26 protein-coding genes and 1 other RNA gene are annotated in these 25,478 nt (G+C 69.0%); 16 read left to right on the top strand and 11 right to left on the bottom strand.

Features of this window, described 5'->3' with window-relative positions:
* Window positions 1–393 precede the first annotated feature (393 nt).
* The gene (locus tag KBX71_RS29140; protein WP_124819132.1) at window positions 394–1,065 is read right to left on the bottom strand and encodes a bifunctional DNA primase/polymerase; all 672 of its coding nucleotides are present in this window, start codon (window positions 1,063–1,065) and stop codon (window positions 394–396) included.
* A gap of 248 nt (window positions 1,066–1,313) precedes the next feature.
* Here KBX71_RS29140 and KBX71_RS29145 point away from each other — a divergent pair, with 248 nt between their 5' ends.
* The 7 genes from KBX71_RS29145 (at window position 1,314) to mctP (ending at window position 8,077) form a co-directional block, all read left to right on the top strand.
* The gene (locus tag KBX71_RS29145) at window positions 1,314–2,543 is read left to right on the top strand and encodes a helix-turn-helix domain-containing protein (RefSeq protein ID WP_124819130.1); all 1,230 of its coding nucleotides are present in this window, start codon (window positions 1,314–1,316) and stop codon (window positions 2,541–2,543) included.
* Window positions 2,544–2,559: 16 nt separating this feature from the next.
* Window positions 2,560–3,132, top strand: a complete 573-nt coding sequence (locus KBX71_RS29150; RefSeq protein WP_210820992.1) for a flavoprotein — start codon at window positions 2,560–2,562, stop codon at window positions 3,130–3,132.
* 82 nt (window positions 3,133–3,214) lie between these two features.
* Entirely contained in the window at window positions 3,215–4,087 is an 873-nt protein-coding gene (locus KBX71_RS29155; RefSeq protein ID WP_210820993.1) for a Nif3-like dinuclear metal center hexameric protein, read from the top strand.
* Window positions 4,077–4,814 carry a zinc ribbon domain-containing protein gene (locus tag KBX71_RS29160; protein ID WP_210820994.1) on the top strand — a complete coding sequence of 246 codons (738 nt, stop codon included), beginning with the start codon at window positions 4,077–4,079 and terminating at the stop codon, window positions 4,812–4,814. Before KBX71_RS29155 ends, KBX71_RS29160 begins: the two co-directional genes overlap by 11 nt.
* Before the next feature lie 3 nt (window positions 4,815–4,817).
* Complete coding sequence (locus KBX71_RS29165; protein ID WP_210820995.1) at window positions 4,818–6,023, top strand: bifunctional RNase H/acid phosphatase; 1,206 nt, start codon at window positions 4,818–4,820, stop codon at window positions 6,021–6,023.
* A 162-nt stretch (window positions 6,024–6,185) separates the two neighbouring features.
* Window positions 6,186–6,428: a DUF3311 domain-containing protein gene (locus tag KBX71_RS29170; protein ID WP_124822819.1), complete on the top strand. Its 243-nt coding sequence runs from the start codon at window positions 6,186–6,188 to the stop codon at window positions 6,426–6,428.
* Window positions 6,428–8,077, top strand: coding sequence for a monocarboxylate uptake permease MctP (gene mctP, locus KBX71_RS29175; protein WP_210820996.1), 1,650 nt, complete (start codon window positions 6,428–6,430; stop codon window positions 8,075–8,077). The genes KBX71_RS29170 and mctP overlap by 1 nt, the downstream gene beginning before the upstream one ends.
* Before the next feature lie 206 nt (window positions 8,078–8,283).
* Here mctP and KBX71_RS29180 read toward each other — a convergent pair whose 3' ends face one another.
* On the bottom strand, window positions 8,284–8,745 hold the full coding sequence (locus KBX71_RS29180) for a MarR family winged helix-turn-helix transcriptional regulator (protein WP_210820997.1): 462 nt from the start codon (window positions 8,743–8,745) through the stop codon (window positions 8,284–8,286).
* A 54-nt stretch (window positions 8,746–8,799) separates the two neighbouring features.
* Between KBX71_RS29180 and KBX71_RS29185 the strand changes: the two genes are divergently transcribed.
* Window positions 8,800–10,023: an MFS transporter gene (locus KBX71_RS29185; RefSeq protein WP_210820998.1), complete on the top strand. Its 1,224-nt coding sequence runs from the start codon at window positions 8,800–8,802 to the stop codon at window positions 10,021–10,023.
* Window positions 10,024–10,152: 129 nt separating this feature from the next.
* Here KBX71_RS29185 and KBX71_RS29190 read toward each other — a convergent pair whose 3' ends face one another.
* Entirely contained in the window at window positions 10,153–10,914 is a 762-nt protein-coding gene (locus tag KBX71_RS29190) for a sulfite exporter TauE/SafE family protein (RefSeq protein WP_210820999.1), read from the bottom strand.
* Window positions 10,915–11,006: 92 nt separating this feature from the next.
* Here KBX71_RS29190 and KBX71_RS29195 point away from each other — a divergent pair, with 92 nt between their 5' ends.
* From KBX71_RS29195 to KBX71_RS34665, 4 genes are all read left to right on the top strand, one after another.
* Window positions 11,007–11,291: a hypothetical protein gene (locus tag KBX71_RS29195; protein WP_210821000.1), complete on the top strand. Its 285-nt coding sequence runs from the start codon at window positions 11,007–11,009 to the stop codon at window positions 11,289–11,291.
* Window positions 11,288–11,674 (top strand): hypothetical protein, encoded by a 387-nt coding sequence (locus KBX71_RS29200; protein WP_210821001.1) that lies wholly within the window; start codon window positions 11,288–11,290, stop codon window positions 11,672–11,674. Before KBX71_RS29195 ends, KBX71_RS29200 begins: the two co-directional genes overlap by 4 nt.
* A 133-nt stretch (window positions 11,675–11,807) precedes the next feature.
* Window positions 11,808–12,223, top strand: an RNA gene (rnpB, locus tag KBX71_RS29205) — RNase P RNA component class A.
* Between the two features lie 353 nt (window positions 12,224–12,576).
* Window positions 12,577–14,319 carry an ATP-dependent endonuclease gene (locus tag KBX71_RS34665; protein ID WP_210821002.1) on the top strand — a complete coding sequence of 581 codons (1,743 nt, stop codon included), beginning with the start codon at window positions 12,577–12,579 and terminating at the stop codon, window positions 14,317–14,319.
* 257 nt (window positions 14,320–14,576) lie between these two features.
* On the opposite strand, the gene KBX71_RS29215 is transcribed toward KBX71_RS34665, so the two are convergent.
* Window positions 14,577–14,768, bottom strand: a complete 192-nt coding sequence (locus KBX71_RS29215) for a DUF397 domain-containing protein (protein ID WP_210821003.1) — start codon at window positions 14,766–14,768, stop codon at window positions 14,577–14,579.
* The gene (locus KBX71_RS29220; RefSeq protein ID WP_210821004.1) at window positions 14,755–15,561 is read right to left on the bottom strand and encodes a helix-turn-helix transcriptional regulator; all 807 of its coding nucleotides are present in this window, start codon (window positions 15,559–15,561) and stop codon (window positions 14,755–14,757) included. The genes KBX71_RS29215 and KBX71_RS29220 overlap by 14 nt, the downstream gene beginning before the upstream one ends.
* A gap of 272 nt (window positions 15,562–15,833) precedes the next feature.
* Between KBX71_RS29220 and KBX71_RS29225 the strand changes: the two genes are divergently transcribed.
* Window positions 15,834–16,100, top strand: a complete 267-nt coding sequence (locus KBX71_RS29225; RefSeq protein ID WP_210821042.1) for a hypothetical protein — start codon at window positions 15,834–15,836, stop codon at window positions 16,098–16,100.
* On the top strand, window positions 16,097–16,363 hold the full coding sequence (locus KBX71_RS29230; protein ID WP_210821005.1) for a hypothetical protein: 267 nt from the start codon (window positions 16,097–16,099) through the stop codon (window positions 16,361–16,363). Before KBX71_RS29225 ends, KBX71_RS29230 begins: the two co-directional genes overlap by 4 nt.
* A gap of 65 nt (window positions 16,364–16,428) precedes the next feature.
* Here the strand turns inward: KBX71_RS29230 and KBX71_RS29235 are convergent, their stop codons facing one another.
* From KBX71_RS29235 to KBX71_RS29250, 4 genes are all read right to left on the bottom strand, one after another.
* Window positions 16,429–19,224, bottom strand: a complete 2,796-nt coding sequence (locus KBX71_RS29235; protein ID WP_210821006.1) for a TIM-barrel domain-containing protein — start codon at window positions 19,222–19,224, stop codon at window positions 16,429–16,431.
* A gap of 156 nt (window positions 19,225–19,380) precedes the next feature.
* Window positions 19,381–20,601, bottom strand: coding sequence for a CynX/NimT family MFS transporter (locus tag KBX71_RS29240; RefSeq protein ID WP_210821007.1), 1,221 nt, complete (start codon window positions 20,599–20,601; stop codon window positions 19,381–19,383).
* Window positions 20,602–20,681: 80 nt separating this feature from the next.
* Complete coding sequence (locus KBX71_RS29245; protein WP_210821008.1) at window positions 20,682–21,053, bottom strand: hypothetical protein; 372 nt, start codon at window positions 21,051–21,053, stop codon at window positions 20,682–20,684.
* 46 nt (window positions 21,054–21,099) lie between these two features.
* Complete coding sequence (locus tag KBX71_RS29250) at window positions 21,100–21,570, bottom strand: hypothetical protein (RefSeq protein ID WP_210821009.1); 471 nt, start codon at window positions 21,568–21,570, stop codon at window positions 21,100–21,102.
* Between the two features lie 93 nt (window positions 21,571–21,663).
* Here KBX71_RS29250 and KBX71_RS29255 point away from each other — a divergent pair, with 93 nt between their 5' ends.
* Window positions 21,664–22,038 carry a hypothetical protein gene (locus KBX71_RS29255; RefSeq protein WP_210821010.1) on the top strand — a complete coding sequence of 125 codons (375 nt, stop codon included), beginning with the start codon at window positions 21,664–21,666 and terminating at the stop codon, window positions 22,036–22,038.
* 34 nt (window positions 22,039–22,072) lie between these two features.
* Here KBX71_RS29255 and KBX71_RS29260 read toward each other — a convergent pair whose 3' ends face one another.
* Complete coding sequence (locus KBX71_RS29260; RefSeq protein ID WP_210821011.1) at window positions 22,073–23,005, bottom strand: expansin EXLX1 family cellulose-binding protein; 933 nt, start codon at window positions 23,003–23,005, stop codon at window positions 22,073–22,075.
* A 55-nt stretch (window positions 23,006–23,060) separates the two neighbouring features.
* Window positions 23,061–24,302, bottom strand: a complete 1,242-nt coding sequence (locus KBX71_RS29265; protein ID WP_210821012.1) for an FAD-dependent monooxygenase — start codon at window positions 24,300–24,302, stop codon at window positions 23,061–23,063.
* A 213-nt stretch (window positions 24,303–24,515) separates the two neighbouring features.
* Between KBX71_RS29265 and KBX71_RS29270 the strand changes: the two genes are divergently transcribed.
* The gene (locus KBX71_RS29270; protein ID WP_210821013.1) at window positions 24,516–25,469 is read left to right on the top strand and encodes a TetR/AcrR family transcriptional regulator C-terminal domain-containing protein; all 954 of its coding nucleotides are present in this window, start codon (window positions 24,516–24,518) and stop codon (window positions 25,467–25,469) included.
* Window positions 25,470–25,478: the final 9 nt, after the last annotated feature.

The raw sequence follows: 25,478 nt of genomic DNA on the forward strand, positions 1-25,478 counted from the left end.
CCCCCGCCCCCCGCCCCCCGCGCCCGCGATCTTGCAGTTTCTGTTGCGCACTTGTCCCGTTGTGCGGAGAGTATCGGGACAGAAAGTGCAAGATCGCCGGGAGTTGGGTGGGAGTGCGGCGAGCGACTAGCGCAGCGGGCGGTGGGTGCCGGCCGGGCGGGAGCCGGTGGGGCGGGGGCGGCCGGGGCGGGAGCCGGACGGTCGGGTGCCGGCCCAGCGTCGCCCTGGGTGCCTGCGCCGGGGTGGCTCGGTGCCGCCGGGGTGAGGCGCTCTGTCGTTTGTGGACATCGTTCCCCCGTTCGTGGCGCGCGTTCGCGCTCTTCCCCTGTCAACGAGGACCGGCGCCCTGGCGACGCTGTCGGGCACCGGATCGAATCGTCGACCGGGCCGGTCTCACATGCCTCGCCGGGGCAGCGGCAGGTGACCGGGGAGCAGGTCGGGGGCGAGCGTCACCCCGCTGGCGCGTAGCGCCCCGATCAACGTGTTCTGCACGAGGTAGGAATCCGGCAGCTGCCAGCGCGCCTGCTCGGGGGCGACCGCCCACCGGACGGTGCCCTCCGGCAGCCGGGTGGGCGGCGCGGGGATCCACGAGCCCGGCCCGTGCCGGACCACGTGGAAGCAGTGCTCCAACTCCGGTCGGAGCGGGTCGCCGGGGCGGACCAGGAACATCCACCTCCCGGTGGGCGTGACCAGCACCGGCCCGCGTACGCCGGTGCCGGCCGGGTGGATCTGGACCGCGTCGAGCACGTGCCGGCCGAGGTGGGCGGGCACCTCCAGCACGTCGAAGGCCCGGCCGGTGGGCAGCAGCACCCCGTGCGGTCGGCTCCGCCACCAGGTCGCGACCCGGGCCGGGTCGGCGCTGGCGGCCAGTTCCCAGTTCTCCAGGGCGGGGTGGCAGCCCACTGTGGGGCAGCCGGCCCGGCCGCACACGAAGCGGCTGCGGGCCAGGCAGGCGCCTGGCGTGACCTCCCAGCCGTGGATGGCGTACCGGATGGCGACCCGGCGCAGCCGTACCCGTTCCAGCGGCGACAGTTCGGCAACGCGCGGTCCGACATTCCCCCACATATGTGCCAACTCCTCTCGTCTGGCCCGGCGTTCGCCAGGTCGTATGTCGAGCACCGTCACTGCCGTAACCCACGATCGTTGAGGTTGACGAACGGCCCGTGCAACTTGCACGAAAAGTACGAGGACTAGCTGTACGGCTGACGTACATCCTGTGCGACCAGCCAAAACCTGAAAATGAACGGCAGTCGCCGCGCCCGCAGACATCGCCCCGACTCGATTGGTCGTCGGTGGCAGGGGAGGATGGGGAGATGGACGAGCTACCCATAGGACGGCGAGTTGCCTACTGGCGGGGGCGCCGCAAGATGTCGCAGCAGGTCTTCGCCGACCGGCTGGGCAAGTCCAAGAGTTGGGTGGACAAGGTCGAACGCGGCGTCCGCCGGTTGGACAAGTTCTCCGTCCTCTACGAGATCGCCGACATCCTCCAGATGGACGTGCAGCTGCTGATGGGCAAGGACCCGGAGCGGCGCGCCGACGCCCTCAACTGCATCGACCAGATCGAGGTGCAGGAGATCCGGGCGGCGCTGGAGCGCTACGACTCGATGAGCGCCTACTTCGACGCGGTGCCGTACCCGCCGCCGATGGACGACATGCGCAAGGCTGTCAACCACGCCTGGCTCACCTACCAGTACGGCCGCTACGGGATGCTCACCCGGGCGCTGCCGAAGCTGCTGCGCGACGCCCAGGCGGCCGACGCCGCCTACGGCGGTGAGCGGGCCGCCGAGGCGGCCCACCTGCTCGGCCAGGTCTACCAGATCGCCTCCTCGGTGCTGCGCAAGCTCGGCGAGTGCGAGCTCGCCTGGCTGGCCGCCGACCGGTCGATGGCGGTGGCCCAGCGGGCCGACGACCCGCTGCTGGCCGGGATCGCCACCACCCGGGTGTGCAACGCCCTGGTCGCGATGGGGCGGGCCCGTCCCGCGCTGGAACTGAACGTCCAGATCGCCAACCGGCTGGCACCGGGTGGGAGCAACGAGGTCTCCCCGGCCCGCCTCTCCGTCTACGGGATGCTGCTGCTCCAGGGCGCGATGGCCGCGTCCCGCATCGGGGACTCGGCCAGCGTGGACGATCTGATCAACTGCGCGCAGGAGGCAGCCACCCTGCTCGGCGGCGACCACAACCACTACTGGACGTCGTTCGGCCCGACGAACGTCGAACTGCACCGGGCCGCCGCGGCGGTGGAGCTGGGCGACGGGGGACGGGCCGTGGAGGTGCACCAGCTGCGCATCGCGGAGCCCGCCTTCAACGCGCTGCTGCCCGAGCGCCGCGCCCACCACCTGCTCGACATCGCCCGCGGCTACGCCCAGATAGGTGACGTCGCGAACGCCGGCGAGATGCTGCTGCTCGGTGATCGGCTCGCCCCGTCCGAGATCCGTTGCCGGCCGATCGCGCACGAGGTGATGTCCGACATCCTTCGTCGCACACGTGGTGCGCCGCCTTCTCCGGTAGCGGAGTTGGCTGAGCACATGGGAGTAGGGGTATGAGCGCGGAGCCGGTCTGATGGCCGGTGCAGCGCGCAACAGCGAGCACCGCGAGGTGCTCTACGTCATCGCCTGCGGTTCGCCGCTGGCACGGCACGTCGGTCGTCTGGTCGACCTCGCCCAGCAGGACGGTTGGGACGTCTGCGTGATCACCACGCCGGACGGGGCGAAGTTCGTCGACCAGTCGGCCCTGATCCGGCAGACCGGCCACCCGGTGCGGACGCACTACAAGAATCCCGGTGACCCGGACGTCCTGCCGCCCGCCGACGCCATGATCGTCTGCCCGGCCACCGTCAACACTGTCAACAAGTGGGCGGCCGGGATCACCGACACCCTGGCGCTCGGGCTGCTGGTCGAGGCCCAGGGCAAGGGCGTCCCCATCGTGGCGGTGCCGTACACCAACGCGGCGATGGCCTGCCACCCGGCGTTTCGTGCCGGGGTGGCCCGATTGGCCGAGTGGGGCGTCACTGTGCTCTTCGGCGACGACGTGATCGCTCTGCATCCGCCCGGAACGGGGGAACAGCACACCCACGCCTTCCCCTGGGCGATGCCGTTGGCCGCGTTGCAGACCGTTTCCTGGAGCGCCGCGTAGGGCGTCCGGCAGATCTTCCACCCGACGCGGCCGGGCCGGGTGTCACCGCCCGGTGGCCTCCACGCCGGTAAGCTGGCCCGCCGTGAGCACAAGCGGATCCGCCCCCACAGTCAGCGACGTGGTGGCCGCGTTGGAACGGCGTTTTCCGCCGGCCTGGGCGGAGGAGTGGGACCGGGTGGGCCTGGTGCTCGGCGAGCCGGCCACCCCGGTCCGCCGGGTGCTCTGCGTGGTCGACGTGGTGCCCGAGACGGTCGACGAAGCCCTCGCCGCCGACGCGGACATGATCGTCTCGCATCACCCGTTGCTGCTGCGCGGGGTGTCGTCGGTCGCCGCGACGACCTTCAAGGGGCGGATCATCCACCGGTTGATCCGGGCCGGGGTGGCGCTCTACGCGGCGCACACCAACGCCGACGTGGCCTCCCCGGGCGTCTCGGACGCCCTCGCCGCCCGCTTCGGGCTCACCGGACTACGCCCACTCCAGCGGCCCGCACCCGGGTCGCCCGCCCACGACGACGACAGGGGTTTCGGCCGGATCGGCGAGCTGCCCCAGCCGATGACCCTCGCCGAACTGACCCGACACGCCGCCGCGGTGCTCCCCGTCACGTCCTGGGGAGTTCGCGCGGCGGGGGATCCCGGGCGTATGGTTCGTACCCTCGCCGTCAGCGGCGGGTCGGGGGACAGCTTCCTCGGCGCCGCGACCGCCGCCGGGGTGGACGCGTTCCTCACCGCCGACCTGCGGCACCACCCGGCCGGCGAGCACCTCGCCGCCGATGGTCCCGCCCTGATCGACGCCGCCCACTGGGCGACCGAACGACCGTGGCTGGACGACCTGGCCGCCTTCCTCCGGGAGGCGCTGGACGTCGAGACGCTGGTGTCCGACCTGGACACCGACCCGTGGACCGTGCACGCCGCCGCACCCGTTGTGGACGACAAGGAGCCCGACCGTGAAGGCTGACCCTCAGGTGCAGCGCCGCCTGCTCGACCTCCAGGCGATCGACACCAACCTCGCCCAGCTCGCCCACCGTCGGCGAACGCTTGCCGAGCGGGCCGAGCTGGAGTCGCTGGCCCGGGAACTGTCGTCGATGGAGGACGAGCGGGTGCGCGCCCAGGTGGCCGTCGACGACCTGGACCGGGACATCGCCCGGTTGGAGAAGGACGTCGAGCAGGTCCGGGCCCGCAAGGAGAAGGACGAGAACCGGCTGGCCGCCGGCACCGGTCCCGCCCGCGAGCTGGAGGCGCTCCAGCACGAGCTGGTCTCGCTGAAGCGCCGCCAGGGTGACCTGGAGGACGCCGAACTGGAGCTGATGGAGCAGCGGGAGACCGCGCAGGGCGTACTGGACGGCGTGGAGCAGCGGCTGGCCGAGACCCGGGACAAGCGGGCCGCGACCGAGCAGCGCCGCGACGACGCGATGGCCGAGATCGCCAAGGAGGAGGAGTTCAAGCGGGGCGCCCGTCAACCGCTCGCCGCCGACCTCCCGAGCGAACTGGTCACCCTCTACGACAAGATCCGCGCGGACACCGGTCTGGGCGCCGCGCTGCTCACCGCCGGCCGCTGCGGCGGGTGCCGCCTGGACCTGTCCGGTGCCGACCTGGCCCGGATCCGCAAGGCCGCACCCGACGACGTGGTCCGCTGCGAGGACTGCCGACGGATCATGGTCCGCACCAACGAGTCGGGCCTGTAGGTCGTGGCGCCGCGCGTGGTCTCGATGGAGGCCGACGGCGGGTCCCGGGGCAACCCCGGCCCCGCCGGCTACGGCGCGGTGGTCCGTGACCCGGACACCGGCGAGGTGCTCGCCGAGCGCTCCGAGTCGCTCGGCACGGCCACCAACAACGTCGCCGAGTACCAGGGCCTCATCGCGGGGTTGACCGCCGCCGCCGAGCTGGGCGCCGCCGAGGTGGACGTCCGGATGGACTCGAAGCTGGTGGTCGAGCAGATGTGCGGCCGGTGGCAGATCAAGCACCCCGGCCTGCGCCCCCTCGCCGCCCAGGCCGCCGCGCTGGTCGGCAGGTTCAGTGCGGTCCGGTTCAGCTGGATCCCGCGCGAGCAGAACCGGCACGCCGACGCTCTCGCCAACGCCGCCATGGACGCCGCCGCAGGCCGTCCTGCGACGGCTGCGGCCCCCGGCCGTCCTGCGACGGCTGCGGCCCCCGGCCGTCCTGCGACGGCTGCGCCTACCGGCCAGCCCGCGACTACGCCCGCCGCCCCGATCATCGGCAGCGATCCGGCGACCGCGCCGGCCTCCTGGGAGCCACGGCCGACCTTCACCGCCACCCGACTGATCCTGGTCCGCCACGGCGAGACCCCGTACACCGAGCAGCGACGCTACTCCGGGCGCGGCGACGTGCCGCTCTCCGAACGTGGCCGGGCCCAGGCCCGCGCCACCGGCGCCCGGGTGGCCGAGCTGGCCCCGTCCGTCGCGGCCGTGCTCAGCTCACCGCTGTCCCGGTGTACGGCCACCGCGGCGTCGATCGCCGGGGCGCTCGGTGACGTGCCGGTCCGCACCGAGGACGACCTGATCGAGTGCGACTTCGGCCAGTGGGAGGGGCGCACCTTCGCCGAGGTGCGCCAGCAGTGGCCGGGGGAGATGGACGCCTGGCTCGCCTCACCCCGGATCGCGCCGCCGGACGGGGAGTCGTTCACCCAGGTCGCCGAACGTGCGCACCGCGTCATCAGTGGGCTGCTCACCGCGTACCCCGGTGAGACCGTTGTGGTCGTCTCGCACGTCTCGCCGATCAAGCTGATGCTGCGCGACGCTCTCGCGGCCGGCGACGGCTTCCTGCACCGGCTCTTCCTGGACGCGGCCGGTATCTCGGTGCTGGACATGTGGCCCGACGGCGGCGTGGCCGTGCGCACTGTCAACGACACCGCCCACCTCTCCACCCTCGACTGAACCGCCGCACCCTCCGTTGCCAGGGCCGGTCGGGCGCGCCGTTCGGCGCATCCGGCCGGCCGTTCGGCGCAGCGCCCTCTGAGCGGGTCAGGTGACCGCCATCACAGAGTCGTAGCCTCCGGCCGTTACATCGAGAGCCACGACTCCCCGGAGGTGTGTCAGATGGCTGCACCCGAACCGGAGGCGCCCACCACGGCGCCGACCAGGGCGAAGGACCACAGCCCCTGGAACTGGTTGCTCTTCATCCCCATCGTGGTGCCGCTGATCCCGGTCTTCTTCAATGGCGACTCGCCCCGGGTCTTCGGCTTCCCGCGCTTCTACTGGCTGCAACTGGCCTTCATCCTGCTCGGCGTCGGCACCACCACCTTGGTCTACCAGATGACGAAGAAGCGAGGTGATTCCTGATGTGGCGCGACCATCTCACCGAGATCATCGTCTTCTCCCTGCTGTTCCTCCTGGTCAGCGCGATGGGCTTCGTGGCTGCCCGCTGGCGGGCACCGAAGGACATGGCGCACCTGGACGAGTGGGGGCTGGGCGGGCGCAGCTTCGGCGGCTGGATCACCTGGTTCCTGATCGGCGGTGACCTCTACACCGCGTACACCTTCGTGGCGGTGCCGGCGTTGATGTTCGGTGCCGGCGCGGCCGGGTTCTTCGCCGTCCCCTACACCATCGTCATCTACCCGCTGGTCTTCCTGGTGCTGGTGCGGCTCTGGTCGGTGTCACACCGGCACGGGTTCGTCACGCCTGCCGACTTCGTCCGCAACCGGTTCGACTCGCCGGTGCTGGCGCTGCTGATCGCCATCACCGGCATCGTCGCCACCATGCCGTACATCGCGTTGCAGTTGATCGGCATCGAGGCGGTGCTCAAGACGATGGGCGTCACCGGCGACAACGCGCTGGCCCGGCACCTGCCGATCATCATCGCGTTCGCCATCCTGGCCGCCTACACGTACCAGTCGGGGCTGCGCGCGCCCGCGCTCATCGCGTTCGTCAAGGACAGCCTGATCTACATCGTGATCCTGGTGGCGGTCATCTACCTGCCGTACAAGCTGGGCGGCTGGGGTGACATCTTCGCCGCTGCGGACGCGAAGTTCGACGCCTCGCCCAACCCGAACGACGGCATCCTGCTCAACGGCAACAACCAGCTTCAGTACGTGACACTGGCGCTCGGCTCGGCGTTGGCGCTCTTCCTCTACCCGCACAGCATCACAGGTGTGCTGGCCAGCAAGAACCGCGACGTGATCAAGCGGAACATGTCGGCGCTGCCCGCGTACAGCCTGCTGCTCGGGTTGATCGCGCTGCTCGGCTACATGGCCATCGCCGCCGGCGTGAAGCCGCTGCCCGGCAACTCGGCCGGCTCGGTGGACAACAACACGATCGTCCCGCTGCTGTTCGACCAGCAGTTCCCGGACTGGTTCGCCGGTGTCGCGTACGCGGCGATCGGCATCGGCGCGCTGGTGCCCGCGGCGATCATGTCGATCGCGGCGGCGAACCTGTTCACCCGCAACATCTACAAGGAGTACCTGAAGCGGGACGCCTCCCCCGCACAGGAGGCGACCGTCTCGAAGATCACCTCACTGGTGGTGAAGGTCGGCGCGGTGGCCTGCATCGTGTTCCTCGACCCGCAGTTCTCCATCGACCTCCAGCTGATCGGTGGCGTGATCATCCTGCAGACGCTGCCGGCGGTGGCGCTGGGCCTCTACACCCGTTGGTTCCACCGCACCGGCCTCATCGTCGGCTGGGTCGCCGGCATGGGGTTGGGCATGTGGATGCTCTACCAGGTGGCCAGCCCGACCCGGAAGCACTTCGGCGGCTCGGCGTTCCCGCTGTCGGAGTTCGGGTTCGACACCACCAAGACGATCTACGTCGGCATCGTGGCGGTGGCGGTCAACCTGGCCGTCGCGGCGCTGGTGACGCTGGCGCTGCGGGCCGCGAAGGTCGACGAGGGAGTCGACGGCACCGTGCCGGACGACTACTTCGCCGACGAGGGTGACCCCCGAGTCACCCCGGGCACCGACCGCGACGCCGACTCGGCCCGCGAACCGGTCGCGTGACCTGAGGTACGCCTGGGCGCCGACGTCGGTCGGTGCTCGGGCGTACCTGTATCCGGGTCCTTGCGTGCCGCGGGTCCTTGCGTGCCCGCGCGTCGTCGCGTGCCGCGCGTCGATCTTGCAGTTATGGTGCCCGTTCGGTGCCGATTCGCCCCTGTTTATTCCCACCGAAAGTGCAAGATCGACGAGCTGGGGGTGGGCTGGGCGGGTTAGCGGGGGCGGTTGCGGTTGATCAGGGCCTGGTTGAGGCGGCCCAACAGGGCTGCCAGGGTGGAGCGGTCCTCGGTGCTCCAGTCGGCCAGCATGTCGCCGTAGAGCCGGGTGCGGGCGGCCTGCACGGCGGTCATCCGTTGGAGACCGGCCGTGGTGGGGGAGATGACGGTGCCGCGGCCGTCGGACGGGTCCGGGGTACGGGTGATCAGGCCGTCCCGCTGAAGCGCGGACACCTGCCGGGTGACTGTCGAGCCGTCCAGGTTGAGTCGGGCGGCGAGCGCTGAGACGTTCTGCGGGCCGGCGTCGGCCAGGTGGCGCAGGATGACGTACGCCGCGCGGTCCAGCACCCGGTGCTCGGCGGTGCCGGTGGCCCGCCGGGTGGCCTCGCCGAAGCGCATCAGCAGGGCCACCTCGGTCTCGATCCGGCCGAGGGTGCTCTCGTCATGGTCGTCGCTCATAGCTGTATGATACAGAATAAGTACCTGTACGATACAGCTATCTGAGGAGTCGGAGTGGATCGGCGTTCCGAACCGAACCGCAGTGCCATCTACGCCACCACGCTGGTGGCCTTCCTCGCCATCGCCGGCATCGCCGTCGTCGACCCGATCCTGCCGGCCATCGGCGAGGCGATCGGCGTCACCGCCTGGCAGGTCGAGCTGCTGTTCACCGCGTACATCGCGGTCATGGCCCTTGGGATGATCCCGGCGACGCTGGCCAGCGGCCGGTTCGGCTTCAAGCCGGTGCTCATCACCGGCGTCTCAGTGGTCGGCCTCGCCGCGATCCTCGCCTCGTTCAGCGACAACATCGTGCAGCTGTCAGTGCTGCGCGGCGTCTGGGGGCTGGGCAACGCGATGTTCTTCGCCACCGCCATGGTGGTGCTTGTCAACCTGGCCGTCGACCGAGAATGGGTGGTGGGCCTCTTCGAGACCGCCCTCGGTCTCGGCTTCGCCGTCGGACCGCTGATCGGTGGCCTGCTCGGCGAGGTCAGCTGGCGGCTGCCGTTCTTCGTCTGCGGCGTCTTCATGGTCCTCGCTCTGGGCGTGGCGTCCCGCAAACTCCGCGAGCCCACCAACCGCCAAGCACCGGTACGCGTCGGCCAGATCTTCGCCACCTACCGCCGGCCGGCGTTCATCGCCCTCTGCGTGGTCACCGCCGCGTACAACTTCGTGTTCTTCGTGGTGCTCGGCTACACGCCGCTCTTCCTCGGCCTGGACGTCATCCCGCTGGGGCTCGCCTTCACCGGCTGGGGGCTCGGCCTGGCCGCCGGCATCATGGTGATCGGTCACCGGCTGGCCCACCGCATCGGCGCGGTACAGACCGTCGGCGTGGCCATCGCCGGGCTGCTGATCTGCATGGTCCTCTTCGCCACCTCCACCAGCACCGCCGAGGCGCTCGTGGTCCTGGTGCTCGCCGGACTCTGCATGGGACTGGCCAACGCCAACCTCACCGACCTGGCACTCGGCCTCGGCTCCAGCGACCGGCGCGTCGCCACCGGCGCGTTCAACCTGGTCCGCTGGGGCGCCGCCGCGCCGGCACCGATCATCTCCGGCAAGCTCGCCGAGCAGTCCCTGTCGCTGCCGTTCTGGGTCGGGTTCGGCGTGCTCGCCGTCGGCGTGCTCGTCTACCTGGCCTTCGCGCACCTGATGGCCGCCGGCTACGGCGAACGGGTCCTCTGGTCCCGCTGGAACCGCGCCGCCGCCGACACCGAACACGAGCCCGTTGGCGAAACCTACTGACCCGCGTGGGCTAGTCCCCAAGATCCGCGCACTTGCGGGGAAACTGCTGCCTCCGGGCTCGCTGAGGCAGCAGTTTCCCCGATGTTGCGCGGATCTTGGCCTTGCGCGGATCTTGGCCTTTGACGCCGCTCAGTTCAGGGCGCGCCAGAGCAGGTAGAGGCCGATCGTCGTACCGAACACCACGATCACCGTCTTGAGCACCACCGGCGGCAGCCGGCGGACGAGCCGGGCGCCCGCGTACCCCCCAATCAGGGTGGCCGGCGCGACCACCGCGACCGCCGCCCAGTTCAAGGGGCCGAACAGGGCGAACACCACGAGCGTCGTGCACCCCACCACCGCGGAGAGCAGATTCTTGATCGCGCTCACCCGTACCAGGGTCGCGTCCAGCACCAGGGCCAGCCCGGCCACCAGCATCACGCCGAGCGCCGCACCGAAGTAACCGCCGTACACCGCACCGAGCGCGACCATCGTCTGGACCGCGACCGTCCGCTGGCGCGGCGACAGGTCCCGGGGGTGGCCGACCAGCCGGCGCAGCGGGTCCTGGAAGGCCAGGACCGCTGTCGCGCCGAGAACCAGAAAGGGTACGACCAGCTCGAACGCGCGGGCCGGAGTGGCCAGCAGCAGCAACGCCCCGAGAATCGTGCCGACGATGGTGGTAGGCACGAGCGTGGCCAGCGCGCGGGGACGCGGCAGGTCCTGTCGGCTGCCCGCCACGCTGGCCAGATACCCGGGGAAGACGGCGACGGAGTTGCTGACATTCGCCGGCACCGGGGGCAACCCGATCGCGATCATCGCCGGAAAGGTGATCAACGAACCGCCACCGGCCACCGCGTTGACAGTGCCAGCGGCGAGACCGGCGGCGAGCAGCAGCGCGGCGTGGGAGAGATCCATAGCCCCACGAGGCTAGTACGCGCGGCGAACCCGTCGTGAGCTGGCCGGCGAGGCGGAACAGGGCAGCGGTATACCGGTCGTATACTCCGGTCGTGGATACCACGATCAAAGTCGACACCGAGGTACGCGACCGCCTGGCGCTCCTGGCGAACGAACGTGGAACGACGATGCGGGACCTCGTCGCCCAACTCACCCAGGCGGCACTCACCGCCGACGAACTGCGCGACCGCGCTGCGCGCGCGGAGCAGTACGTCCGACTCAAGATCGCTGCCGACCTCAGCGCCGAGGACCTCACCCGGGGCGAGGACGTCTGGGCGGCCGTCGAGGCTGGCAATGTCCCGGAATCTCTAGCCGAAGATGGCCGGCGGGCGGCGTGACCGAGGCCGCGGTCATCCTCGACCACACGGCGCTGCTCGCGCTCGGTGCCGGCAACCCGGCGCTCTCCGGGCTCGTGGTCACCGCACACAGGGACGCGGGGCGGCACGTCCAGGTGCCGGCGCTCTGCCTTGCCGCAGCCACCTCCGCCCGCCCGGCCCTGGGAGAGCACATCGGTGCCCTACCAGCGCTGGAGGTCGTCGAGCTGGGCTACGCGACCGCTCTGCTGGTGGGGCGTCTGCTACGTCAAGGTGTGGACTGGCAGCTAGCCCATGCCGCCGCGCTGGGACGTCCCGACGCCGAGTGGCCCACCGGGCGTCCGGTCCTCACCGAGCTGCCGAAGGCGTACGCCGGGACCGGTGTCGTGACGATCAGCGTGAACTGACCGGTCTCCACGCGCGCTGCCGTGCGGGCCGGGTCTGTCGAAGGCCCGCCTGCGGGGCAGGTCTGTGCGGGCACCCGCCTGTGGGGCGGCAATAGGCGTGCCGCCGGCGTCGTTAGGATGAGAGCGCGACGGACGAGTCGACCGGGCGGCCGCGTCGGCGGGCTTCGGCCCGCCGCCGAGGAACGTCCGGACTCCACAGGGCAGGGTGGTTGTTAACGGCAACCCGGGGCGACCCGCGGGAAAGTGCCACAGAAAACAGACCGCCGACCCCAACGGGGACGGTAAGGGTGAAACGGTGGGGTAAGAGCCCACCAGCACCCCGGGTGACCGGGGTGGCTCGGTAAACCCCACCCGGAGCAAGGCCAAGCAAGGGCCGTCACCGCAAGATGACGACCCGGCGCAGACGCTTGAGGGCTGCCCGCCCGATGTCTGCGGGTAGGCCGCTAGAGCCTGTCGGCAACGGCAGGCCCAGATGGATGGCCGCCGCCGGCGCAAACCCTTCGGGGTACGCGCCGCGCACAGAATCCGGCGTACAGGTCGACTCGTCCGTCGCCCACCAGCTCAGAGACCTGATCATGGGTTTGAGCCGGCTCTAAACCCGGGGTTCGATGGTCGTTCATGGTCAATATTGGGCGGCGTTGTGCCAGGGAGACGCCCTGAGCTGCGGATCATCGGAGCCTATCTGCCCCGATCTTGGAGCCGCAGCGGTGAGGCAGTCGGAGCCTATTTATGGTGTCGAAGGTCGCTCCGTCTTGGCCGAGCACGCCCTGGCGATGGACTGGTGCCGAACCCAGGGACAAAGTGTCAAGCCAATCCCTGGTTTGGACGACGGGGCAACCGCCTGCTGACACGCGTACCGCACCAGAAAGGCGCGCATATCACGCCACGATGCGGTACCTTACGTGCCTACCTCGACCACGACTCTTCTCCTTGGTGGCAGTGTGGTATTTAAGGTGCAAGTACGAGAAGTTCGCTTTACGGACGGCAGTTCCGTGGTTGTACCCGCCGGTGGTGCACTCGTCGTCGTCGGCGCGAACAACAGTGGAAAATCTCTCCTGCTGCGGAGCATTGCTAACCGACTGGTTAATGAGCCATCGCCCGACGATCGGGCACTCCTGGACGACATTGAAATAATCAAGGAAGGTAGTTCAGAGGATACGCTCAATTGGTTTCGCCATAATATATCGGAAGAGAGGCGCAGGCCTCACGCATATAATGAAACCTGGTTCAAAAATTCTTTCGGAGAAGCGCCTCGCCGCCTAGTGGAATCTTTCCAGGAATGGCCGCGTCTGCATGAACTAGGCAACTTCTTCGTCGCCACACAGTTTGCCGACAGTCGCCTCGGGTTAATACCCGATAGCTCGCTTTATGACATGCTAACGGATATACCCGGGGATCCGATCCAGGCTCTTTATGCCAACCCAGACACATTGCATCGCCTATCGAACTGGACTCAAGATACCTTTGGGTTTAAGGTGTGCATCAATCGGTACGGCACGGCACTGAGGATACTAATCGGTGAAGATCCTGCAGATTTGCCGCCGCCACCGCCTTCGATGGAGGTCCTGAAGCATTACGCGGCATTGCAGCCGGTTGGTTCGCAAGGAGACGGTATCCGTGCATTCGTAGGACTCCTGCTGCAAACGATGCTGTCGCCGCGTCCAGTCGTAATCGTCGATGAGCCCGAAGCGTTCTTGCATCCTCCGCAGGCCCGCCGGCTAGGCAAGTTGCTGCTGGACGAATTGCCGAGCTCTTCCCAGCTTATTGTTGCTACTCACAGCGAAGACTTCTTGCAGGGAATCCTTGACTCCCGTGATCGGCCCGTGCAGATCGTGCGGATGAGTAAAAAGAAAAGCTCTGGTTTTGCGCCTAGCACCGTCGCCCCAGAACGTATCCGGGAAACATGGTCCGATCCGTTAATGCGTTACTCAGACCTGCTGGATGGCCTTTTTCATGCCGGGGTCGTGCTCTGTGAAGGGGATAGCGATTGCCGGTTCTATCAAGCCGTACTGGACGAGCACCTCTCCAGTCTGCCTGAAGCAAGAGATCTTCTCTTCACGCACGTAAACGGTAAAGCTCGCCTTGGTAAGGGTATTCGGCAACTTCGAGAGTTCCACGTCGAGTGCGCGGCAATTGTTGATATTGACCTGCTGAATAGTCAGCAACTGCTTCAATCGATTATCAAGGATGCCGGAGGTGATTGGGCTGATTTCGAAGAGGACTTCGAGGTGGTCAAGCTTGCGGTGGAGAGCTTAGGTCTTACCGTCCCGACGGCTGAAGCCACTCGGAGCAAAATTGCTGAGCTGTTTAAGGGGTTGCCCGGAAAAGAAGGGGTACCCGATAAAGTAACAGAGGCAATCAAGGATGCTCTCGCGCCGAAGTCGCCCTGGCATCTCTTGAAGAAAGGCGGGATGAGCATTCTCCCTGAAGCTGCGGCTGAATCAGCGCCGCGGCTTTTCACTCAGCTGCAAGCGATCGGCATCTTCGTCGTCCCAGTGGGTGAGCTTGAGCGCTGGATCCCGTTGAACGTCAATAAACAAAATTGGCTAACGCAGGTTCTTGAAAACAATAATTACCGCCAGTCTCCCCCATTGCTCATCGATTTCTTGTCGTCCGTGGCAGGCTATCTCGGCAGAGCGCTATAGGTTGTAAAACGGCTTCGCCACCGCCGCAAGCACTGAGCCTGCTAACACAGTCAGCGGTCGACGTGCTCGCTCGCCCAGAGCGGCAGCCGGCAGGATGGCTACCGCCGGCTGTCGTCACCACTGGGTCAACGCCTTGTCGCGTTGCGGCGACCCACCGCCTTCCAACTCCGAGCCAGCCGCCAGCATTCTGTCTGGGCGCAGCGGAGGGCAACTCCATGCAGGTTGGACGCCTGAAGAGAGCACGCGTGTCGCGTCGGTTACGGCCGCTCGGCCACCTGGGCGACGAACATGGCCCAGGCCGCTGGAGCGAAGGTCAGAGCCGGTCCGGCGGCGTCCTTCGAGTCGCGCACAGCCACAACACCGGGCAGGTTGCTTGCCACCTCGACGCAGTTCCCGCCGCTCGCGCCGCTGCGGGTGGACTTGCGCCACCGGGCGTTACTGAGGTCCATGATGGCTCTCAACTTCCTTCAGCAGGTCGATGGACTGCCGGCGCGGTAGAGCCTCGTTTCGGACGCTCTCCCACCTTGCCTGAAGCGTAGCTACATTATCGTCCTTGTCGATGACGTCCCCGCCAAGCTGGTTTTCGAGGTGGCCAACCCACACTCCCTCGCTGGACCGAGCCAGGGCGAACGGTCCGGACAGCCCGATGTGCAGGCCGCTGCCGATCGGGATGACGTGGACGTGAACGTGGGGGAGTTCGGCCATCGCGACCAGATGAGCGACCTGCTGGGCCATGATCCCGCCCAGACCATCACCCGTGCGGCGGATCGCGGCTTCGTCCAGCACCGCGACGAACTGTGGCCGACGCTCCCCAGTCAGGATCGCCTGCCGGCTCATACGCCCCTGCACCCGCTGCTCAACCTCGTCATCGGTAAGGCTCTCGACTGTTCGCAGGACGGTGCGCGCGTAGTGCTCCACCTGTAGTAGGCCGGGGATCAGGTTGGGCTCGAAGTAGCGGAGCTGTGTCGCTTCGCGCTCAGCGTCCAGCCAGGGCAGGAACCACGACGGTGCGCCGAACTTCGTCGCCAGGCGTTCGAAGAGCCCGCCGTTGTTAAGCCCTCGATCGGCGCCCTTGATGAAGTCGATCGTCAGCGCTCGCGTGCCGCTCTCCACGGCGCTGACGTGTGAGGCACTGAAGCCCGCAGCGCGGCCGAACGACTCTTGCGTCATGCCGGAAGCCCCGCGGGCGCGGCGGATCTCGCCAACGATGAACGCCGATAACGGCCCTGGTACGTCAGCCATGCAACGCCCCTCAACTCAAAGATCGACTACCCGAGGTGCCACACGTCGAGGCCCTGTTAGGCCAGGTCACCCCGGACACCGGAAGCACCTTCCGAGCGTAACGGTCTCCACAGCAGAGTGTCACCAGGCGGCGCGGCTGGCAGGCCCACGAGATCCGGCGGTCGCGTTCGTAGCGGGGCCGCTCCCGACGGGCGAGCACTCACGGGAGCGGCCCCTCCCAACGGCACCAGGGGGAGACCGTGCCCGACGACAAACCCGAGGAGATCGGGAAGATGAAGGCTGGCGACGTGGTCCACCTGACCACCGCGGCGAGCGTGCAGTTCCTGCACCCGATCTTCGTTCGCGTCATCCGCGAGCTGCCCGAGCGGCACACGTACGACGGATGGGTCTGGATTGAGGGTTACCAGCTGAACGCGGGCGGCGACGCGGTCGCGCGGCGCGAGCTGTACGTGATGCGTGCTGGCGTGCGGTTGCAAGCTCTGCCCGCTATACCGGCCAGGCCCGCCAAACGCCGGCGGCGTCCGGTGCGGGTCGGATGACCGTCCGCCCTCGCCCGCACCTGCCGATGCGCCCGGCATGGCTGTGCCGTAACTGCGCCGCGCCCTGGCCGTGCGGCCCGGCTCAGCTCGCCCTCATCACCGAGTTCTACGGTCATTCGATCGCGTTGGCGTTCTACCTGGCCGCGTCGATGCAGGAGGCGATCGATGACGTGTACGGCCTGGGGCTGCGCCCGGACCCGTCCGCGATGCACGCCCGGTTCCTCGGCTGGTTGTCGCTGGCCCGCCGGCCCCACCAACGCTGAGCCCAGCCAACAAACGAACCGGCCGGGTGGGGTTGCCCCACCCGGCCGGTGTCGGAAACGGCGTATCAGTGCTTCTTGAACACCGGCATGGTGTCCAGCGTGGTGGTGATGTTCTGCGTGGTGCCGCCCCGGTACGTCTTCCCGGTGAAGATGTCGGTCCAGCTGTTGCCCGGCGGGAACCACACCGACGTGGTGGCGGTGGTGCCGGGCGTCGTCACGGGTGCCACCAGGTAGTCCGGGCCGTAGAGGTACTGGGAACCGGCGGTGGCGTAGGCGGCCTGCTCATTCGGGTACGCGAGGTACATCGAGCGGACGATGGGCGTACCCGTGCGGGTTGCCTCCTTTGCGGCGGCGTAGGTGTACGGCAGCAGCTTTTCCCGCAGGTTCAGGAACTTCTTGGCCGACGCGTTGGCCGCCGGGCCGTACTGCCAGGGCAGCCGGTCGCTGTGGTTGGAGTGCAGCCGGTCGATGGGCTGGAACGTGCCGAACTGGACCCACCGGGCGTAGAGGTCGTCGGGCAGCTTGGTGCTGCCCGGTTCGGTGCCCGGCTCCTGGAGGCCGCCGGTGTGCCCCCCGATGTCGTGGCTGACCGCGGCCAGCCCGGTCGCGGCCGACTCGCCCGGCGTGTAGCCGACCTCCATCTGGAGGGTCGACCAGTCGGAGGTGGTGTCGCCGGTGAAGTGCAGCGTGGTGCGCTTGTCGGCCCACGGGCCGGTCGACACCGGGGTCGGGCTGCTGTAGCCGCCGGCCTGCAACGAGCCGTACGCCCGGGAGAAGGCGAAGCCGGTCTTGTCGGCGTACTGCTGGTTGATCCACGCGTCAGCGGTCACCCCGGCGAGGGAGGACTTCGTGTTGTCGCAGCACCAGTCCAGCCACCACAGGTCCGGGCCCTTGCTGCCCTTGGGGATCATCCCGTCGTGGAGCTGCATGTACGCGGTGAGCTGGTCCGGGTCGCCGAAGTCGAACGCGTAGCAGTCGGCACCACCGTTGCAGCCGACGCGCTGGAGCTTGCCCTTCGCGGTGGCCTGCGCCTGCGCGAACTTCGGGTCCGAACCGAGGATGCTCGGGTGGATGTTGATGCCGGTGTGCAGGCCCTGCTTCTTGGCCCAGTCGAAGAACGCCTTCGGGTCGGGGATCCGGGTGGGGTCGATGCTCCAGCCGTTCCACTTGTCCGGCGCCTTGACGTCGGTGTCGAGGACGAGCACGTCCAGCGGCACGCCCTCGGCCTTGGCCCGGGTCACCAGGTTCTGGAACTCGGTGGCGGTGCGGTCGTAGTACTCGGAGTACCACACCCCGTACGCCCACTTCGGCAGCAGCTTCGTGGGCCCGGTCAGGGTCGACAGGTCCTTCAGAGCACCTGTGAAGTCCTGCCCGTACGCGAAGACGTAGCCGTCCTGCTCGGCGGCGGGCCGGGGCTTGGTGGTGCTCAGGGCTGAGGCCGAGTCGTCGAGGAGGTACCAGCCGTCCTGGTAGAGCAGGCCCGGAGCGGTGAGCGCGGAACCGGTCACGCCGTCCAGGCCCCGGCGGTAGCCGCCGAGCGGCGCGTGCGGGGCGAGCAGCGGGGAGCCCTTGCTGGTGACGGCGACCGTGTCGACGTTGACGTTGCAGCTGGCGTCGGTGGGGCAGCCCAGCGTCACGGTGTTGGTGCCACGGTCGAGGTGGACCGGGACGGAGACGGTGTTCCAGTAGTCCCACCCGCTGGTCGGTGGAAGGGTCGCCGTGACCGGCGCCGCCGTTCCGGCCGTGACCGACATGGTGCGCGTCTGGCTCGGCTGGGCGCCGGCCTGACCGTTGGCATAGCGGATCTGCACCCGGTAGTCACCTGCCAACGGAACATCAGTCACGGTGAGCGCGACGGCCGAGGTGATGCTTTCCAGGCCGGCCAGGAATCCCGTACCCGAAGCGCCGTTGTGGTCGTTCGCGGGCCTCGCGCCGCCGGTCAGCGCGCCGGTCTCGGCCTCTCCCAGCGTGCCGAACCGTAGCGGCTGCGGCTGGGGCGTGGCCGGTGCCGGGAACGCATCAGCCGGGTTGACCACCGCGAGGCTGTCGACGTTCACGTTGCCGGAGTCGTTGGGCCCCCGTACGACGCTGATCTCGTGCCGGCCGGCGGTGAGGTCGACCGGCACGCTGGCCAGGCCCCAGGTGTCCCAGTTGGCGGTGGGCGGCAGCGTCAGCGTGTGGCCGGCGTCGCCGTCGACCTGAACCGTCAGGGTGCGGCCCACGTTCTGGCCGTCGCCGCCGGTGCTGTTCGCGTAGCGGACGCTGAGCTGCTTCGTGCCGCCTTCGGACGCGTCGAGCGCGAACGTGACCGAGTCGCCGGACGAGGCGAAACCGGCCGCGAAGCCGCGCCCGGTGAATCCCTGGTGGTCGGTGGCCACGCCGGGACCGTTCAGCTGCAGCGATTCGGCCTCGCAGAGCGCGCCGAACGTGCAGGCCGGGGCGGTGTGGCCGGCCCAGGGTTGGCCCTGCACGGTCTGCTTGCCGGCCTTGAGCTGCACGGTGAGGTTGTCGGCGGTGAACGCGCCCGAGCCGACCCGGTAACGCAGTGTCATCTCGCCGGTGTCGATGGTGAGCCAGCCGTGCTCGACACGCTTGGTGAAACGGGTACGCGGGAAATCGTCACGCCCGATGGCGTTGAACGTGGCGGCGTCGGTGAACCTGCCGTCCTTCTGGTACTCGGTGCGGATCAGGGTCGGGGACAGCACCTCGAAACGTGCCTGGCCCGACCGTACGGCTCCGTCTTGCGCCCGGTGGTGGCTGGCCTGGGCCGGCGCGGACGGGGCGAGTGCCAGCCCCGTGATGAGAATGCCGGTCGCGGCGGCCGCTGTCGCGCGGCGGCGCTGTGAGTTCCGATAGAGCAAGATGCGCTCCTCGTCTCATATGGAGGAAATGAGTCGATGACAACGCTGTCACTCGCTCGAAACGGATGTCAACGGATCTTGGAGGGTGTCCCTTCTCTCACTCGTCAGCGGCGAGGAGGGCGTGGGCGGGGATCGCCACTGTGATCCAGCAGTGCGTTAGCGGGCGAGTTCGTCCTCGACGAACGCGGGCCTGGCGAGCGTGATCGCCGGGATGGTCGCCACGAGGGTGACAGCGAGCAGGAACAGCAGCGGCAGGGTCCACCCGCTGCTCACGTCGTGCAGCAGCCCGACGAGCAGCGGACCGAGCGCGCCGAGCGCGTACGCGACCCCCTGGGCGAAGCCGCTCAGCGCGACGGTGCCGCCGTGGGTTCGGGTGCGAACGTTGATGAGCACGAGGCAGACCGGGAACAGGACCGACCCCGAGCCGATGAGCAGCACCCAGAGCAGTGTGAGTGTGGCGGGCGCGAGCAGCAGGCCGAGGTAACCGAACAGGAAGCTTGCGACACCGGCGGCGATCAGCCAGCCGACATTGCGCAGCCGCTCGACGAGTAGGGGCGCGATGAATGCGCCGGGCACGCTGATGATGCCGGTGACGGCGAGCAGCACACCGGCCTCGGTCGGCGTCGAGCCGGCGATGTCGCCGAGGATCTCGGGCAGCCACGCGAAAGCCGCGTAGGTAAGGATCGTGCTGGTCGAGAACACGACGGTGATCGACAGGGCCACGCGTGACCGCCACAGTCGCGTGACGAGGGCGGAAGGCGGGGACTCGACGGCGACGGCATCCGAGCGTCGCTGGCGGCGCTCCCGCGCGATGATGACGAGCCACGGAACGAGCGCGACTACCGAGGTCACCGACCAGGTGCCGAGCAGGAACCGCCAGCCGACCTGCTCGGCGACCGGAGCGGCGACCGCGGCGGGCACGGCCGTGCCCACGCCCACGACGCAGACGTAGACGGCGGTCAGCAGCGCCACCCGGTCGGGAAAGTAGCGCCGCACGATCGGCGGCAGCAGCACGTTGCCGATGCCCGTACCGGCGAGCGCGACGACACTGCCGACGAGCAGCACCGCGAAGCCCGGGGCAAACGCGCGCACGAGATGGCCGAGGGTCATGAGCAGCAGCGCGAGCACGATGCCGCCGTCGAGGCCGAAGCCACGAGCGACGCGCGGCGCGATGAACCCGGATGCCGCCAACAGGATCGGTGGCAACGTGCCGAGCAGCCCGACGCCGATGTTCGAAATCGGAATGTCCACTCGGATGTCGCCGAGGATCGGCGATATCGTCGCAACCGCCTGGCGCAGGGTGAATGCGACGAGCACGATGCCCAGCAGCGCGGCAGTGCGTCCCGCCCACAGCGGAAGGCTGCGGTGCTCGGACACCCCCCGAGCCTAGTACTCGTTCCGGGGATGTTGACCTTGGGTCAACCGACACGTCGGGTGGTCGCGCGCGAACTGCCAGCTCAGACGTACGGGCTCCAGGGCTCGGGCTGTTCGGCGTCCCAGCCCAGCTTGTCGAGTGCACGCAGGACCGCGCCCGCGCGGGGAGTCCAGAAGAGCAGGACCTGGTCGCGTCCCTCGACCTCGAAGGCGACGGCGGTCGCCGGCAGCGGGAACCGTCGGTGAAACGGATGGTGCGCCAGCGCGGCCACGGAGAAGTGTTCCAGCGTGTCCGATCCGGTACGCGACGTGAAGGTCAACGTGCTGTCGTCGGCGTGCAGCTTCACCGTCGGCCAGGCCAGCCGTCGGGCAGCCCTGAGTGTGTCGCCTCGGGTGAAGTCGAGGCGGTCAACGTAGGTGAGCCCGCCGCGCGCATCGAAGGTCTCCGAGATCATCGTCGGATGGTACGGCGGGTACAGGGCCGAGGCGCGGCGGTGGCAGCTACCAGATGAGGGCGCGCTCGTCGATGAATCGAGGCGGTTCGCCGAGGAAGGTGTCCGCCGGAACCGCACCGTGCGCCAGGTTGAGGGTGTCCAAGCGGTACAGCCAGGCACCATCAGTCATCCTGGTGAAACGGTAGTTGATCTGCCAGCGCAGCCATTGGCCATGGGCGAGTCGCACCGCGGGCGGCCGGCGGTGACGGCGTGGCCTACCCCAGGCCGAGGCGATCAGTTCAACCCGGAGTTGACCGTCCACCGGCCGGAGACGCACCTCGCTCCGGTACGACGCGCGTGCCAGGCCCTCGCGAGGCTCGAAGCCATCGGCCTCCGCCATGTCCACCTCGTGGGTGAGCGGCGCGGCCCCTGCCGGCAGGGCGAACGACACCGGTACGGCGTTACGCCGGGTTGCCTCGGCGCCACCGCGCGAACACTTGGTCCACGACGTGCGAACCCACTGCACCACAGCATCCACACGAGGATGTTCGGCCGCTACCTGTCCTGCCGCAACCCAGATTCACTCTGCACGCCATGCTCCTGTGTCGATCCGCCTGCGATGATCTGCTGCATGACTCGGCGGCGGACGGACAAGCTGGCGGACGCGGTCGGTCTCGTAACGCTCGGCTTCGGCGTGGTGTTGACGGTGATGCCGCGACGTAGCGCGGTAGCCCTCGGTCTGGGTGACCGGCCCGCGCTGGCCCGAGCGGTCGGGATGACTGATCTCGTCGTCGGTTCTGGCGTCCTGGTCGGGCGTCCCCGTTGGCCGTGGATGGCGGCGCGGGCGGCCTTGAATCTCGTGCTGACCGGCTGCTACGCAGCGGAGGCCAGCCGCCCGGACGGCAACCGTCGCGCCCGAGCGGGAGCGATTGCCATGGCGTCACTCACCGTCGTGGACGCCACGTTGGCAGTTGCCCTGGCAGCCCAGCGGGGCAACGAAGAATAGCCACGCGATGCTCCGCGGAGCGGAACGTGATGAGTCAGCAGCGGGGGCGGTCGAGGGGAGCGGCAGCACCGGCGAGCGCTTCGACAGTCGCCGTCGGTGCGACCGACTCGGTCGGGGTCGGCGAGGGCGGGGCGGCGCTGGGGCTCGGCGGGGCCGCTGGTGAACTGCTGGGCGTGGGGGAGGCGCTGGCGAGGACGGCCGTGCTGCGTTGCACCTGCTTGGTGACCATGCGAATGCCGGTGGCGGTCGCCTGGCGTCCGTACACGTCGGTGACCCTGATGCTGTAGGGCCCCGGGCCGATCCCGTCAGCGATGGTCCAGTGGTTGTCGCTCTGCCGGGCGGCCTTGCGGAAACCGCCAGCCGGGCCCTTCGCCTCGACCGAGCGCAGTGGGTTGCCGTGGTTGCCGACCTGCACCGCGAACCAGTATTTCGAGGCGCCGCCCTTCATCCGGAAGGTCAGCCCTCCGTCGAGCGGCGGGTTCACCACCGCCCGGTACGTCACGGATGCGATGCCCTGCGACCGGTCGGCGATCCTGGTGAACGCCTCGGTGGAGAGGTCGATCTTGCTGGTTCCGCAGCCGCCGCACTGGTCCATCACCATGACCCGGACCTTGCCCTTCGGGCCGCTCACCTCAAGGTAGCTGCCGCAGGCCGCCGATCCGGAGTACTGGGAGGAGCCGAGGGCCACGTAGAGCAGGTCTGCCGGAGGGCCCGGGAAGGAGCAGTTCCCGCCGGAGCGGCCCGCGTCGTAGAAGCTTGCTTTTCCCTTGTGGACGGCGTTACCGGTGGGTGGCGCGGCGCAGGCGGGGGTGGCGCCACCGCGGACGGCGAGGACGATCCCGAGTACGGCGGCCAGGGCGGTGACCCCGGCACCGGCCAACCAGTGTCTGACCCGCCGACTCGACCGGAGCGTGCCGTTGTTGCCGGCCGGGGTGTCGTTGTCGGGGGCCGTGCCTGGTGCCGTCACGGCGCCTGATGTTGCCGCACGATGCTGCGGCAGCGCAAAGCCGTCCCAGCGATCGTCACTCGCCGGATCGGCGGGGACGCAATCCGTCGAGGGCGGTGGCGACGAGGTCGTTGTAGTCGGGCAGCGTGATGGCGTCCGCCTTCTGGAACTGCCGAGCGAGGATGCCGCGCATCGGCCAGTGCCCCATCATCCGCATCGACTGGTTCCGCGCCCAGATCATGAGCCGGCTCTGGGGCGCGAAGCCGCCGATTCCGCCGGGCGGCAACTCCTGGCACTGGCGGACGTAGTCGCGCATGGTCTCCTGGTAGTGCGCGAACGCCAGCCCGTGGTCGTCGCGGGCCGAGGCCAGCTCGCCGGCGAGCACGTACGCTCCGACCAGCGCCATGCTGGTGCCCATGCCGGTCAGCGGCGAGCCGCAGTACCCGGCGTCGCCGAGCAGCGTCACCCGCCCCCGCGACCAGTTCGGCACGTGCACCTGGCAGATGCTGTCGAAGAAGAAGTCCGGCGCGTCCGCCAGCGCATCCAGCAGCGCCGGCACCCGCCAACCCACCCCGGCGAAGGCGTCGGTGAGCAGGCGCTGCTGCTGGCGTACGTCGCGCCTGTCGTACTCCATCGGCGGGGAGGTGAAGCTCAGCATGGCCTTCGCGGTGCCGCCCCGCTCGGGGCGGATCCCCGCAACCCGCCCGCCGGGCGCGTTGTACATGAGGAACCAGTCGTCGAGGTCGCCCGGATCCGGGACGGTGAAGTACGCGGTGTACCCGCCGAGCGGCCGCACGTACTCGTCCTCTGATCCGAAGGCGAGCCGGCGTACGCCCGAGTGCACCCCGTCCGCGCCGACGACCAGGTCGAACGTCCGCACCGTGCCGCTGGCGAAGCGGACCCGTACCCCCGTGTCGCCCTGGTCGAGTTCGGTGATCCGGTCGGCGAAGAGGTACTCGACCTCGCCCGCGGTGGCGTCGTGGAGGATCCGGGTCAGGTCGCCCCGCATGATCTCGATCTCGGCCACGATGCCCTCGCCGCCGAAGAGGTCGGCGGGCATCCGGGCCACCCAGCGGCCGTTCGCGTCGACGTTGGCGACACCGCGCTCGTCGACGCGGTCCTCGCGTACCCGGGGGATGAGACCCATCCGCTCGACCACCTCGCGGCCGGCGCCGCGCAGGTCGACGGCCTGACCGCCGGGGCGCAGGCCCGGGGCGACCTCCACGACAGTCGGAGTGAAGCCGTGCTGGCGTAGCCAGTACGCCAGCGCCGGCCCGGCGATGCTGGCACCGGAGATGAGGACAGTTTCGTTGGCCATGGGTCGTTCCCCCCGTTCGTGTACGGTGTACGTCATGTCGTGTGCAGGCTATGCGGGTCGTTCGGCGCGAGGCAATACCTGCCCTGGTCGGGCCGTTGAGGACCAGCGCTGTACTAGTACTACTGCTAGGACAGCCCACCTGTGCGTGGGGCGGCTGCCGCACCGTCGCAGTGAAGTACCCGACACTGGCGTACTAGTACAGCGGGTGCAGGGGTGAGCCGACCGGAGGCGCCGTACCTGCGCATCGTCGAGGAGATCCGGCGCCGCATCGCCGCCGCCGAGCTGCGCCCAGGCGACCAGGTGCCCTCCGCCCGCCGGATCAGTCAGGAGTGGGGCGTCGCCATCGCCACCGCCACGAAGGTGCATGCCGCGCTGCGGCAGCAGGGACTGACCGAGGCCCGTTCCGGCGTCGGCACCGTCGTGGCCAGCGCCCCGGAGCCCGCGCGTGTCCCGGCGGCCGAACGCGCCCGACGGCCTCGCGCCGTGGCGCGGCCGGGAGGCGAGGGCGAGCTGAGTCGGGAGCGCATCGTCGCCGTCGCGATCGCCGTCGCCGACGCGGACGGCATGGCCGAGCTCTCCATGCGCCGCGTCGCCACCGAACTCGGCGTCGCCACGATGTCGCTGTACAGATACGTGGCGAGCAAGGACGAGCTGCTGCTGCACATGATCGACACGGTCCTGGGCGAGGAGGAGGTGCCGCCGCGGAGCACGGAAGGCTGGCGGGTCGATCTGGCGGAGATCGCTCGGCTGGAGTGGCGCTTCTTTCGCCGCCATCCGTGGCTGGCCCCGGCCATGTCGATCACCCGACCCCAGCTCACCCCGAACACCGTGGCGATCACTGACGGGGTGCTGAACGCGCTGGACGGCCTCGGCCTCGATTCGGAGACCGAGCTCTACGTGCACCTCACGCTCTTCAGTTTCGGGCGAGGGCTGGCGGTGGCGATCGAGCCGGAGATCGAGGCGCAGCGCGACACCGGCCTCACCAACGACGAGTGGATGACGTTCCAGGAGTCGCGGCTGGCCGAACTGGCGGCTGGGGGTTCGCCGCTGCTGCGGATGGCGATGCGGAACGACGTCGACTTCGATCTGGACAGGCTCTATGAGTTCGGGCTGTCGCGCCTGCTCGACGGGCTGGCAGGGTTTCTGTCGGACGGCCGCAGCCCCTGAAGGGTCGTA

Origin of the sequence: Micromonospora sp. D93 (genome assembly GCF_018070365.1) — a bacterium.
GTDB lineage: Bacteria > Actinomycetota > Actinomycetes > Mycobacteriales > Micromonosporaceae > Micromonospora > Micromonospora ureilytica.